Annotated in this window: 11 protein-coding genes and 1 tRNA gene; 9 read left to right on the top strand and 3 right to left on the bottom strand. The window is 62.2% G+C overall.

The features are described from left to right. Positions 1-81 precede the first annotated feature (81 nt). Positions 82-747: an alpha/beta hydrolase gene (locus tag ACLIRY_RS11055; RefSeq protein WP_413205447.1), complete on the bottom strand. Its 666-nt coding sequence runs from the start codon at positions 745-747 to the stop codon at positions 82-84. A 578-nt stretch (positions 748-1325) separates the two neighbouring features. Between ACLIRY_RS11055 and cysE the strand changes: the two genes are divergently transcribed. The 9 genes from cysE to ACLIRY_RS11010 all read left to right on the top strand — a co-directional run bounded on the left by cysE (position 1326) and on the right by ACLIRY_RS11010 (position 7428). Beyond that, the gene (gene cysE, locus ACLIRY_RS11050; RefSeq protein ID WP_413205764.1) at positions 1326-2147 is read left to right on the top strand and encodes a serine O-acetyltransferase; all 822 of its coding nucleotides are present in this window, start codon (positions 1326-1328) and stop codon (positions 2145-2147) included. Positions 2148-2161: 14 nt separating this feature from the next. Next, the gene (locus ACLIRY_RS11045) at positions 2162-2629 is read left to right on the top strand and encodes an Rrf2 family transcriptional regulator (RefSeq protein WP_413205446.1); all 468 of its coding nucleotides are present in this window, start codon (positions 2162-2164) and stop codon (positions 2627-2629) included. A 107-nt stretch (positions 2630-2736) separates the two neighbouring features. Beyond that, positions 2737-3867: a cysteine desulfurase family protein gene (locus ACLIRY_RS11040; RefSeq protein WP_413205445.1), complete on the top strand. Its 1131-nt coding sequence runs from the start codon at positions 2737-2739 to the stop codon at positions 3865-3867. Between the two features lie 176 nt (positions 3868-4043). Continuing rightward, positions 4044-4523, top strand: a complete 480-nt coding sequence (locus tag ACLIRY_RS11035; RefSeq protein ID WP_413205444.1) for a DUF2975 domain-containing protein — start codon at positions 4044-4046, stop codon at positions 4521-4523. Further along, positions 4523-4759 carry a helix-turn-helix domain-containing protein gene (locus ACLIRY_RS11030; protein ID WP_413205443.1) on the top strand — a complete coding sequence of 79 codons (237 nt, stop codon included), beginning with the start codon at positions 4523-4525 and terminating at the stop codon, positions 4757-4759. Before ACLIRY_RS11035 ends, ACLIRY_RS11030 begins: the two co-directional genes overlap by 1 nt. Before the next feature lie 112 nt (positions 4760-4871). After that, on the top strand, positions 4872-5201 hold the full coding sequence (locus ACLIRY_RS11025; RefSeq protein WP_413205442.1) for a ferredoxin family 2Fe-2S iron-sulfur cluster binding protein: 330 nt from the start codon (positions 4872-4874) through the stop codon (positions 5199-5201). Between the two features lie 114 nt (positions 5202-5315). Continuing rightward, a complete protein-coding gene (gene tenA / locus ACLIRY_RS11020; RefSeq protein ID WP_413205441.1) occupies positions 5316-6014 on the top strand; it encodes a thiaminase II in 699 nt (232 codons plus the stop codon). A gap of 115 nt (positions 6015-6129) precedes the next feature. Further along, positions 6130-7251 (top strand): tRNA 2-thiouridine(34) synthase MnmA, encoded by a 1122-nt coding sequence (mnmA, locus tag ACLIRY_RS11015; RefSeq protein WP_413205440.1) that lies wholly within the window; start codon positions 6130-6132, stop codon positions 7249-7251. 100 nt (positions 7252-7351) lie between these two features. Continuing rightward, a tRNA-Met gene (locus tag ACLIRY_RS11010) sits at positions 7352-7428 on the top strand. A gap of 228 nt (positions 7429-7656) precedes the next feature. Here the strand turns inward: ACLIRY_RS11010 and pyc are convergent. Together pyc and ACLIRY_RS11000 are read right to left on the bottom strand one after the other, a co-directional pair. After that, on the bottom strand, positions 7657-11121 hold the full coding sequence (gene pyc, locus ACLIRY_RS11005; protein ID WP_413205439.1) for a pyruvate carboxylase: 3465 nt from the start codon (positions 11119-11121) through the stop codon (positions 7657-7659). 134 nt (positions 11122-11255) lie between these two features. Further along, positions 11256-13106 (bottom strand): ABCB family ABC transporter ATP-binding protein/permease, encoded by a 1851-nt coding sequence (locus ACLIRY_RS11000; RefSeq protein WP_413205763.1) that lies wholly within the window; start codon positions 13104-13106, stop codon positions 11256-11258. Positions 13107-13350 lie beyond the last annotated feature (244 nt).

Here is a 13350-nt window from a genome sequence, read left to right as displayed (position 1 = left end):
TTGGAAACGAAAACACCCCCGCCAGGACGACGGGGGTGTTGAGACGGACCTGCGCATTGGTGGGATCCGCTTTGACGGCGCTTACAGGGCGTTATTCGGGACGGGAGCTGGTCCGACGGCACGTGCCAAATATCGATCGACTTCCCTGGCAAGGATGGGAAGGTGATCGCCGAAATAGTGGTTGGCGCCGGGCACCACCTTGAAATCGACGGTGATGTTCTTCTGTTGGGCCAGTTTGGTCGCCAGTTTCGCTACAGAAGCCTCCGGCACCATGTCGTCTTTGTCTCCGTGCAGGATGATCCCGGAGGAGGGGCAAGGCGCGAGGAAGGTGAAGTCATGGCTGTTGGCCGGAGGCGCGACGGAAATGAACCCCGAGATCTCGGGGCGACGCATCAGCAGCTGCATGGAAATCCAGGCGCCAAAGGAAAATCCGGCAACCCAGCATTCCGGGGCGCTGCTGTTCACGCCCTGCATCCAGTCCAGGGCGCTGGCCGCATCGGACAGTTCTCCCTGGCCATTGTCGAAGACGCCTTGAGAGCGTCCGACACCACGGAAGTTGAAGCGCATGACCGAAAACCCTCGCCGGGCGAAGGTATGGTACAAGGCGTAGACTACCTTGTTGTTCATGGTTCCGCCCTGCTGCGGGTGGGGGTGCAGGATCAGCGCGATCGGAGCGTTGGCCAGCTTACCGTGCGTGTAGCGGCCTTCGAGGCGGCCCTCGGGGCCGTTAAAGATTATTTCTGGCATGTTGTCGTTTTTTTGGTCTATTCCAATGGACGGGGCGGGACGGGGCAGATGTCTGTCCCGGAGAAGGCATGAGGGCGAACCGCCCGGGAAACCAGTCCGCGTAACTCACATGAAACTGCACCTTAGTTCCTTTTGTCCTAGGGTATGCCCTAGGTCCTTTTGTCCTAGGGTATGTCCTGGGCGCGGTTCCGCCAATCCGATCTTCCGGATGGCGAAGGGTTCAGTCAGGGGCAAGCGCATGGTTCTCCAGGCACACTGTGACGTAGTCAATAACCGACAAGGCCAAATGATGCAGTTGCCAATGCACCCGGAGTTCAGTTCTAACATCAACTCTAATCGATCCAAAATTCGGCTGAAGCCTAGGTTTGGGTCGAAGCACTCGACGACGGATCCCCCCTAGATGGGGAGGGATTCCGTGGGAACAATACCCTTTGTCACAGGGCGGTTACCCTCCGGGAAAATGTGGCGTGATAGCCCGATGGCCTCTCTGGCTATTCTTGACCGATTTCCTCGGGCACCATATATTCTAATTCAGTCCGGTCATTTGTGACCGGGATAAACCAGACGGAGCGATCGTCATTCCCTCGAACGGCCGCGCCAATTCACCTTCATGCCCCGACCTATCGGAAGGGGTTCATGATCATAGCATGAGCAGGCCAATGGTTTTCAAGAGATTAAGGGAAGATATCGACGCCATCATGCACCGCGATCCGGCGGCACGGTCGCGATTTGAAGTTTTGCTGTGCTATCCGGGGCTCCATGCCTTGCTTGCCTACCGGTTGTCCAATGTTCTGTGGAAGCGGCGCTGGTTTACGGCTGCAAGGGTGGTGAGCCACTTTGCCAAAGTGTTTACGGGGGTGGAGATTCACCCCGGGGCCACGATCGGACGCCGGTTCTTTATCGACCATGCCACGGGCGTGGTGATCGGTGAAACGGCGGAAGTCGGCCATGACGTGACGCTGTACCAGGGTGTGACCCTTGGGGGAACCTCCCTGCATATGGGCAAGCGCCACCCGACCTTGGAAGACGGCGTGATTGTGGGGGCGGGTGCTCAGGTCCTTGGTCCTTTGACCGTGGGCGCGGGGGCGCGTATCGGCGCCAACGCTGTTGTGATCTCAGACGTGCCGGCCGGGGCCACCATGGTTGGGATTCCGGCGCGGATCGCCGGGCGGGCCAAGAAGTCGGTGGAAGAGAGCTTTTGCAGTTATGGCATGCCCGAAGGGCTGCCCGATCCCATTGCCAATCTGTTGAATGGGATGATGGATGAGATGCGCCGCCTGAATGCTCGTGTTGTTGAGCTTGAGGGGCGGGCGAATGATGGCGGGGACAGTGTCGGCGACGGTGCTTCGCCCCGATTGGTTGAAGACACCGCGCGGGATGACGCGCGGTATAACGTCTGAGAGGATCCGAAGTCATGAGGCTCAGCACCAAGGGACGATACGCCGTGATGGCCATGGCCGATCTGGCCGCCCATTCCCTGGGGAAGCCTGTCGCCCTGGCCGATATTGCCGATCGCCAGGAAATTTCACTGTCCTACTTGGAACAGCTGTTTGGACGGTTGCGCAAGGGCGGTCTGGTCAAAAGCGTGCGGGGTCCCGGTGGGGGGTATCTGCTGTCTCGTGAAGCGGGGGAGATGCGGATTTCCGACATTATTCTGGCTGTGGACGAACCGATCCAGACCACCCGCTGTTCCCCTGGATCGCCGGCGGGCTGTCACAACAACAAGGGCCGGTGCATGACTCACGACCTGTGGGAAGAGCTGGCCAACCAGATCTATCTCTACCTCAGTAGCGTGTCGCTGGAAGATGTGACGGAACGCCGGGTTCTGGGCACCAGCGGTCTGATCGGCCTTCCCGGAGTCGAGAGTTCTGCGGCCCAGTAAGTCCGGACTTCAATCCATTTGGCGTTTCGTCAGCTCGGAACATAGATCAAGGCCCGGCTCCCAATGGCGCCGGGCCTTGCCTTTCCCTCCTTTTCTCCGTCGAGCTCATGGCATATTTGGACCATAACGCGTCTTCGCCCCTCCGGCCTGCCGTGGTCGATGCGGTGGGGGAGGCGCTTCGACTCCATGGAAACCCCTCAAGCATTCACCAGGATGGTCGTCGCTGTCGCGCAGCCATGGAGGATGCCCGGGACAGGATCGCGGCCCTGGTGGACGGGCGATCCGAAGCCGTCATCTTGACAAGCGGCGGCACCGAGGCCAATGCCCTCGGGCTTCTCGGCCCCGGAGGGCTTGGCGTGGGAACAGGGGGCGGGGACAGGGCCCGGCGGGTGATCGTCGGTGCGACGGAACATCCCTGTATCCTCAAAGCCGCCCCCAACGCGGCAACCATTGCCGTTGATCACCGGGGTGTGGTTGACCTGGACCATCTGGAGTCCCTTCTGGCCAGAGAGTCCGCGCCCGCAGTGGTGGGGGTGATGCTGGCGAACAATGAGACCGGGGTGCTCCAACCCGTTTCGATGGTGGCGGATCTGTGCCGGCGGCATGGCGCCTGGTTCCATTGTGACGCGGTCCAGGGGCCGGGTCGGCTGGCGGTCTCTCTGGAGAATATCGGCTGTGACAGCCTGGCCCTCTCTGGCCACAAGCTGGGTGCACCGGCGGGCGTCGGGGCCTTGGTCCTGGCCCCAGGTCGGGAGGTTGCGCCCATCCTGCGGGGGGGCGGGCAGGAGCGGGGACGTCGGGCCGGGACGGAGAATGTGTTGGGCACCGTTGGCTTCGGTGTCGCCTGTGCCCTTGTCCGGGAGGAGGGGAGTGGAGAAGCTGCCCGCTGTGCCATCCTAAGGGACCGATTGGAAAGCCAATTGCGGGCCCGTTTTCCGGCACTGGTGGTCCATGGGGAAGGCGTGGACCGGTTGCCCAACACAAGCTGTTTGGGACTGCCGGGCCTGGAGGCCCAAAGGGTTCTCATGGCCTTGGACCTGAAGGGCGTGCGGATCGGGGCAGGAAGTGCCTGTTCCAGTGGATCCCTGGCGCCCTCGCCGGTGCTTCTGGCCATGGGACTCGGTAAGGCCACCGCCAAGGAGGCTATTCGTGTGAGTCTGGGCTGGTCCACGACGGAAGCGGACGTGGATCGATTTCTGGACGGCTTTAGCGCCGTCGCAACGCGGGCGATGGTCTGACGGTTGACAGTGGGTGGCGATGGGGTTTAGCGATTAAAATTTATCGATAAACAGTAAGTTTTTGCTGTTTTATCCGGAATTATGGAGTATGAAGGACTCTCCTTTGGCTCTTTCATTTCGGAGAAATCGCTATGCCGCTTTTGGTTCCTACCCGTGTCCAGTGGATCTGTCGGGGGATGAGTGTCGCCTCCTGGGCTCTGGCCCTGGGGCTTCCCGTGTTTGCTGCTTGGGGTGTGACGGACCCCTTGGCTCTTATGGGGGTCACCTATCCGGAGGAGGGGGCTTCCTCGTTATTCCAGCAAGCTGTCGCTGCTGTCCTCCTGGCTGCTCCGGTGACCGTCGTCGGATTTGGTCTGGTTCGCATGGCCTGGCTTTTCAATGACCAAGCCGCTGGCTTGGTCTTCACCCGGGAGAATGCCAACCGTATTCGCACCTTCGGGCTTTGCCTGTTTCTTGGGGCGCTTTTGACTCCGCTGGCCCACACCTTGGCGGTTCTGGCCCTCACAATTGGCTTTCCGGTGGGAAGCCGCCTGCTTCAGGTCAGCTTGACCTCAAGGGATTTCATTTTGCTTTCCTTGGGGGGTGGCATGGCGGTGCTGGGCTGGGTGATGGGAGAAGCCAGCCGGTTGGCCGAAGACATGGATGGGATCGTCTGATGGAAGAGTTGAGTGCGGATGGGCGGAGCGGTCGGATTGTCGTTCGCCTGGATGTCATGATGGCGCGGCGCAAGATGAGGGGGCGGGATCTGGCCGAACATGTGGGGATCACGGAACAGAACCTGTCCCTTCTGAAGTCGGGGAAGGTGAAGGGTGTCCGATTCGAAACACTGGCAAAATTATGTGAGGCTTTGAACTGTCAGCCGGGGGATTTGCTGGAATTGGAAGCGGAATAGTGGGAGATTTTGATCTGAACGGTCGCTCTCCCTTGCCCCATGCGGCTTAGGGCGCTATATCGCCGGTCAACTTATCTGTTCCTTGCCCGGAAGTCCCTGGAGAAGAACCCCCATGCCCAAGGTCACGTTTATTGCCGCCGATGGTTCCCGTCAGGACGTGGAGGTGGCCGTCGGATTGTCCGTCCTGGAGGCCGCCCACGCCAATGGTGTGGACTTGGAAGGCGCCTGCGAAGGCTCCTTGGCCTGTTCGACCTGTCATGTGGTGGTCGAGCCCGAGTGGTACGACAAGCTTCCCGAAGCGGAGGAGGAAGAGGAAGATATGTTGGACATGGCCTTTGGCTTGACCCGGACCTCTCGGCTGGGCTGCCAGTTGATCATGACCGAAGCGCTGGATGGCCTGACCCTGCGCCTGCCGACGGAAAGTCGCGACAGCCGCGACTGAGCCATTGGATCTTCGAGCTTTCCCCTTGGCAGCAAGGGAAAAGCTCCCATGGTGGACTGGGGCGCGCAAGCCCTATAGGTTTCCGGTTTCTTCTACCTGAGATCGGAGATCCCCATGAAGCGCTATCCCGGTGACGCCGTTTCGGGCCTGGCTCCGGCGGACAGCTTGTTCGCCCGCTTGCGGACTGCCTGTCGCAAGGAGTGGGACGGCTATGTGGCCCACTCCTTTGTTCAGCGTTTGGGCGACGGGTCCTTGCGGGAGGACTGCTTTCGCCACTATCTGGGCCAGGACTACCTGTTTTTGATCCATTTCGCCCGGGCCTACGCCCTGGCTGCCTATAAGTCCGAAGGGCTGGACAACCTGCGGGCTGCGGGCATGGGCATGGCGGCCATCCTGGACGAGATGGGCCTGCATGTGAAGCTCTGCCAGGGGTGGGGCATCAATGCCAAGGAACTGGAATCCCTGCCCGAGGCCAAGGCAACCATGGCCTATACCCGCTATGTGCTGGAGAAGGGCCTGTCTGGAGATCTGCTGGACCTGCATGTGGCCTTGGCGCCTTGCGTCGTTGGCTATGCGGAGATCGGTCTCGCGTTGAAGGACAAGGCGACGGACGATCATCCCTATGCCCAATGGATCCGGGAATATGCGGGGGAGGGCTACCAAGAGGTGGCGCGGACGTCCGTTCACACCCTGGATCGACTTTTGTCCGAGCGGGCGGGTCCGGGGCGGATGGAGTCCCTGATTCGAACCTTCCGGCAAGCGACGATCCTGGAAGCGGATTTCTGGCAGATGGGATTGGACCTGGCGGATTAACCTGGAAGTGTCCCCCCCCACTTGCCATTGAGGAGGGGTTCGGGGAGGCCCGGCCTCCCCGAATGGGTCTGGGCGAGAGCCCAGCTGGCCGAAGGCCAAGAGAGGATGAGAGATCATGACGACTAAAGGTCCCGTCGTCGTCGCCATGTCCGGCGGCGTAGACAGCTCTGTGACGGCGGCCCTGTTAAAGGAACAGGGCCAGGAGGTCATTGGCCTGACCATGCGCCTCTACGACCACGGCAAGCCGCTGGGGGCGGGGGCCCGGACCTGCTGTGCGGGCCAGGATATCCACGATGCGAAACGGGTGGCCGACCGAATCGGCATTCCCCACTACGTGCTGGATTACGAAAGCCGCTTTCAGGAAGACGTGATGGAGCCTTTTGCGGACTCCTACGCAAAAGGGGAAACCCCAATCCCCTGCGTGCTGTGCAATCAGACGGTCAAGTTCCGGGATCTTTTGGGGGCGGCGCTCGACTTGGGGGGCTCGGCCCTGGCGACGGGGCACTATGTCCAGCGCGTGGACGGAGCCGATGGGCCGGAGTTGCACCGGGGCGCCGATCCGAATCGCGACCAGAGTTACTTCCTTTTCGCCACGACCAAGGGGCAGTTGGGTCAACTGCTGTTCCCCCTGGGGGGCATGGCGAGCAAGGACGAGACCCGGGCGATTGCCCGGCGTCTGGGGTTGGCGGTGAGCGACAAACCCGACAGCCAGGACATCTGCTTCGTGCCCAACGGGGATTATGCCTCGGTGGTGGAGAAGTTGCGTCCGGGGGCGGCGGACCCGGGAGAGATCGTCGACCTGGAGGGCAAGGTTCTGGGCAGCCACCGGGGGCTGATCCATTACACGGTGGGCCAGCGTCGGGGACTGGGCATTGGTGGGGCAGGGGATCCCCTGTATGTGGTGCGCCTGGAGCCGGAAACCCATCGTCTGGTGGTGGGGCCGCATGAGGCCCTGGGACGGAGGGTGATCACCGTCCATGGGGTGAACTGGCTGGGTGCGGGCGAAGGCCCGGCCGCGGAGGGGACGCCTGCAGAGATCAAGATCCGCCATGCGGCACCGGCGGTTTCGGGGCGGGTGTTTCCGGACGAACGGCCAGGTTGGGCGCGGGTGGAACTGGTCGGAGCGGCCTTTGGTGTGGCTCCTGGGCAGGCTGCCGTGTTTTATGGAGACGGCGGGGAAAAGGGCGGGTCGGGCCGGGTTCTCGGCGGTGGTTGGATCAGCCGGGAGGGGTGTTGAAGAGAAATTTTGAAAAGCGTGTTTGATGTGCTTGACAAGGTCGGGCCATCCCTTTAAATACGCGGCTCCGGCGGGATGAAACGCCCCGGTCGGACAGAATGGCGGAGTAGCTCAGCCGGTTAGAGCAGCGGAATCATAATCCGCGTGTCGGGGGTTCGAGTCCCTCCTCCGCTACCAAATTCGAGTAATGAAAACAACGCCTTACCCCTCGGGTAGGGCGTTTTTTCTTGGGCCGACGCATGGCACACGCCCCTTGCCGCCAGCCCATCGACCCAGGCCAACAACGTCAAACCCCTTAAAGTATCAAGCGGAAAAGTGGGAGGGTTTGGGAGGCCCCTCGGGCCTCCCAATCAGGGGTGCGGGGGCGGAAGCCCCCACCTGTGTTCCTGCTCCTGCCCCCGGCAATCAGCCCCCATAAACCAGTAGCAGGTCCTTCGCCTCCACCTGGGACCCGGCGGAGACGACAACGCGCTCCACCACACCATCCCGGTCGGCGGCAATCCCCGTTTCCATCTTCATGGCCTCGATGGTCAACAGGATATCCCCGGCCTTTACCACCTGCCCCGCAGACACTGCCACGCTGGACACCAGCCCCGGCATCGGCGCGGCCACATGGGCGGCGTTGTTGGGGTCGGCCTTCTCGTGGCTGGCCACGGTGCTCGTCACCGCCCGATTGGGCACGCGGACGTTGCGTGGCTGGCCGTTCAGTTCGAAGAACACCTTGGCCATGCCCTCCTCGTCCGTCTCGCCAATAGCCTGGAGGCGCAGCACCAGGGACTTGCCCGGCTCGATTTCAATGGCCGTCTCCTGGCCCGGCTTCATGCCATAGAAGAAGACCGGTGTGGCCAGAACCGCTACTGGACCGTTCTCCCCCTGCTGCTTGGCGTAGTCGAGGAACACCTTGGGGTACATCAGGTAGGATTGGAATTCCTCGTCGCTGAGGGGCCGCTCGGCCTTGTCCTCGGCCTCCTTGCGCAGGGCGTCGAGGTCGGCTGCAGGAACCGAGGCGCCGGGCCGGTCGGCAAAGGGCGCCTCGCCACGTAGGACCTTCTTTTGCAGCGCCTCCGGGAAACCGCCGGGCGGGCGCCCCAGTTCGCCGCGCATCAGGCCGACGACGCTATCGGGGAAGCTGATCTCCTTGGCCGGATCCTCCACGTCATCCCGGGACAACCCCGCACCAACCATATAAAGGGCCATGTCACCCACCACCTTGGAGCTGGGGGTGACCTTGACGATATCGCCGAACATCTGGTTCACATCGGCATAGGTCCGGGCAACCTCGTGCCAGCGGGTTTCCAGGCCCATGGAGCGGGCCTGTTCCTTCAGGTTGGTGAACTGACCGCCCGGCATTTCATGGAGATAGACCTCCGAAGCGCCCGACCGCAGATCGCTTTCGAAGGCCGTATACTGGCGGCGCACGGCCTCCCAATAGTCACTGACCTGTCGAATGATGGCTGGTTCCAGGCCCGTGTCCCGCTCGCCAAACCGCAGGGCCTCGACGATCGAGCCCAGGCAGGGCTGGCTGGTCAGGCCCGAAAGGCTGTCCATGGCCGCATCGACCGCATCGGCCCCTGCCTCCACCGCCGCAAGCACGCTGGCCGCCGAAAGGCCGCTGGTATCATGGGTGTGGAAGTGGACGGGCAGGCCTGTTTCTTCCTTGATGGCCTTGACCAGGGCCTTGGCGGCTGCGGGTTTGCACAGGCCCGCCATATCCTTGATGCCGAGAATATGAGTCCCGGCCTTCTGCAAATCCTTGGCCATGGAGACATAGTACTTCAGGTCGTATTTGGCCCGGTCGGGGTCGTGGATGTCGCCGGTGTAGCAAACCACGGCTTCGAGCAGCTTATCCGTCTCCAACACCGCATCCATGGAGACGCGCATGTTCTCCACCCAGTTCAGGGAGTCAAAGACGCGGAAGACATCCACTCCGGCCTCTGCGGCCTTCAGGGTAAAGGCCCGGACCACATTATCGGGATAGACCGTATAGCCCACGCCGTTGGAGCCGCGCAGGAGCATCTGGAACAGCAGGTTGGGCACGCGCTTGCGCAGTTCCGCCAGACGCTCCCATGGGCATTCCTTCAGGAAGCGCATGGCCACATCGAAGGTCGCGCCCCCCCAGCACTCCAGGCTGAACAACTGGGGCAGGTTGCGGGCGTAGACATCGGCCACCTGGATCATGTCATGGGACCGCATGCGGGTCGCCAGCAGCGATTGGTGGGCGTCGCGGAAGGTGGTGTCGGTGATCAATGCCCGCTTCTGGTCGAGCATCCATTGGGCAAAGCCCTTGGGACCCAACTCGGTCAGCAGCTGCTTGGTGCCCCTGGGCGGCTCCTGGGCGAGGACCATCGGCACCCGGGGCGCCGGACCGGCGGGCGGCAGGGGGCGGTTCTTGACCTCAGGGTTGCCGTTCACCGAGACGTCGGCGATGAAGCGCAACAGCTTGGTCGCCCGGTCCTGCCGCTTGGTGAAGTGGAACAGTTCCGGCGTCTGGTCGATGAAGCGGGTGGTGTAACTGGCGTCCTGGAACTTCGGATGGTTGATCAGGTTGCCAACGAAGGCCAGGTTGGTGGCCACACCCCGAATGCGGAATTCGCGCAGGGCGCGGTCCAGGCGGGCGATGGCTTCCTTGGGCGTCGGTGCCCAGGCCGTCACCTTCTCCAACAGGCTGTCGTAATAGCGGGTAATGACGGCACCCGAATAGGCTGTGCCGCCATCCAGCCGAATGCCGAAGCCTGTGGCCCCGCGATAGGCGGTGATGCGGCCATAGTCCGGGATGAAGTTGGCCTCCGGATCCTCGGTGGTGACCCGGCATTGGATGGCGTGGCCGGACAGGGTGATATCCGCCTGGGCGGGGACACCGGTTTCATCAACGTTGCCGATATGACCGCCTTCGCAGATCTTGATCTGCGCCTTGACGATATCAATACCGGTAACCTCCTCGGTTACCGTATGCTCCACCTGAATGCGGGGATTCACCTCGATGAAATGGAAGGCGCCGGTGTCGGCGTCCATCAGAAACTCGGTGGTACCCGCACAGGAATAGCCCGCCGCCCGGGCCAAACGCAGGGCCGCACCGCAGACCTCGTCCCGCTGTTCCTGGGTCAGATAGGGGGCGGGGGCGCGCTCGACGACTTTCTGGTTACGCCGCTGGACGGAGCAATCCCGCTCGAACAGATGGACGATATTGCCGTAGGTGTCACCGAGGATCTGGACTTCCACATGGCGGGCGTGGACCACCAGTTTCTCCAGATAGACCTCGCCGTTGCCGAAGGCCGCCTCTGCTTCCCGCTGCCCGGCCATCACCTGGCGTTCCAACTCCTCGGGGCCGTTGATCACCCGCATACCGCGACCCCCGCCGCCCCAGGACGCTTTCAGCATCACCGGATAGCCCACAGCCTCGGCCAATTTGGCGACCTCGGCCATGTCCTGGGTGGGCAGGGGGCCCGTGGCGGGCATAACGGGGACATCGGCCTTCACGGCCATCTCTCGGGCGGAAACCTTGTTGCCCAGGGAGCGCATGACTTCCGGCAAGGGACCGATAAAGATCAAACCGGCCTTGGCGCAGGCCTCGGCGAATTCCGGGTTTTCCGACAGGAAGCCGTAGCCCGGATGGATGGCATCGGCACCGCATTGCTTGGCGATACGCAGGACCTCATCCACTGACAGATAGGCGCGCACCGGCCCCATTCCCGTGCCGATCAGATAGCTTTCGTCGGCCTTGAACCGGTGGAGAGACAGCTTGTCCTCCTCCGTATACAGGGCCACGGTGCGGATCCCCAATTCGTTGGCCGCGCGGAAGACGCGGATGGCGATCTCGCCCCGGTTCGCCACCAGGATTTTCTTGATCTTGCGGTCGGTCGGCTGAGTCATGCACCCTATTCCTCTTGTTTCACTCTTATTGCGCAGTGCGGAGTAGATTAAGCGTGACCTTGGGGAATGCAAGTTTCCTGATCGCCCCTTCGCAGGGATGCCAAACCGCTCGCTCCCCCCATAACGATCCGAATTTATGGCATATGCCGCGATTCCACATCCGTATCGGGATCCCGGACGGTTTCCTCCAGGCGATGTTCCAACCGGGTCGCCTCCTGCTGCTTGTGCCACAGGGTGGCATAGCGCCCCTCGGCGGCGAGCAACCCGGTGTGGGTGCCCTGTTCCACCACCTTGCCCCCATCAAGCACAACAATCTTGTTGGCATGGATCACCGTCGAGAGACGGTGGGCAATGATCAGGGTTGTCCGCCCCGTCGACACCCGGGCCAACGCGGCCTGGATGTCCTTCTCCGTATGGCTGTCGAGCTGGCTTGTGGCCTCATCAAAGATCAGGATCCCCGGGTCCTTGAGAATGGTCCGGGCGATGGCCACCCGCTGCTTCTCCCCACCCGAGAGCTTCAACCCGCGCTCCCCCACCTTGGAGGCATAGCCCTCTGGTAGCCCCATGACGAAATCGTGGATGGAGGCCAGCTTGGCGGCTCGCTCCACCTCCTCCCAAGGGGCATCGGGGCGACCATAGGCGATGTTATAGCCGATGGAATCGTTGAACAGGACCGTATCCTGAGGAACAACCCCGATGGCCCGGCGCAGGCTGTCCTGGGTGACGGTGCGGATGTCCTGGCCGTCGATGGTCACCCGGCCCCCGGTCACCTCGTAGAAGCGGAAGAGCAGCCGGGCGATGGTGCTTTTCCCCGCCCCCGAGGAGCCGACGATGGCCAGAGTCTCGCCCGCTGGAACCTCCAGGGTCACGCCCTTCAAGACCTCCCGGTCGGCGCCATAACCGAAGTGGACATCCTCGAACCGCACGGTGCCGCCGGATAGGGCCAGGGCCGACGCGTTGGGCCCATCGGCGATCTCTGGGGCCGTATCACCCAGGTTGAACATAATCTCCATATCGACAATGGACTGCTTGATCTCCCGATAGACCATCCCCAGGAAATTCAAAGGCAGAAAAATCTGGATCAGATAGGTATTCACCAGGACGAAATCACCCGGCGTCATGGTGCCTTTGACGATGCCATGGCCTGCCATGGCCATCATGATCACCAGCCCAATGGTGATCGTCGCCCCCTGCCCAATGTTGAGCAGAGAAAGCGAGGCATGGGACTTTACCGCCGCGTTCTCATAGGCGGTGAGTGCCCTGTCGAAGCGGCTGGCCTCGTGAGCCTCGTTGCCGAAATACTTGACCGTCTCGTAGTTGATCAGGCTGTCGATGGCCTTGGTATTGGCTTCCGCATCATGGGTGTTCATGGTCCGCCGGAAACTCAGGCGCCATTCCGTAATGCCGAAGGTCCAGGCCAGATAGGCCGCGATGGTCACCATCACCACCAGAGGATAGGTCCAATCGAACAGGGACCAGAGGATCCCCGCCACCATGACCAGCTCGATAAGCGCCGGACCGGCCCGGAAGACGAAGAGGCGCAGGATCACCTCGATCCCCCGCGTCCCCCGCTCAATCACGCGGGAGAGCCCCCCCGTCTGGCGGTCCATGTGGAAGCGCATGGACAGGGCATGCAGATGCCGGAAGGTCCGCAGGCCCACCACATGCATGGCCCGCTCCACCACCCGGGCAAAGATCAGGTCGCGCAATTCGTTGAACAGCAGGTTCCCCACCCGCGCCAGACCATAGGCCAGGATCACTCCCAGCGGCAGGGCGACCAGGGTCGCGGGCAGGGACAAAGCGTCGACGGCGTCCTTATAAAACAAAGGCACCCAGACGTTGGAGACCTTCGCCGCGATCAACAGACCGATGGCGAGCAGGACCCGAAGCTTCAGCCCCGGTTCGTTCCGGGGCCAAAGGTGGGGCAGCAGACGTCCAATAATACGCCAATCCTTGCTCACCCCCTCCGGTGTGGGGGGCGGCATTTCGGTGGGGTGTTTTCTCAAAACGGGGGGCTTTCAGTGGGACTATGGGCACCCAAGATTTGGGGCGCCTGTCCGTCCAGCGCAAGCAACCCGTTCCCCAGGGCAATCGGCTGAACCCGTTTGCCCTGCTTTTTCCCCAACCCTCAAACGCCGGGCGCCGTCTTCGACGGCTTGGCTTACGCTCCACTGACGTTTCGCGGGGCCTCAATGGCCCAGTCGCCCGCTAAAAGCGGGCTTCGCCTAA

The organism is Rhodospirillum sp. A1_3_36, from assembly GCF_047263945.1.
Classification (GTDB): domain Bacteria; phylum Pseudomonadota; class Alphaproteobacteria; order Rhodospirillales; family Rhodospirillaceae; genus Rhodospirillum.
Note: the sequence above shows the minus strand (reverse complement) of the source record. Positions and strands in the feature narration are given on the sequence as shown.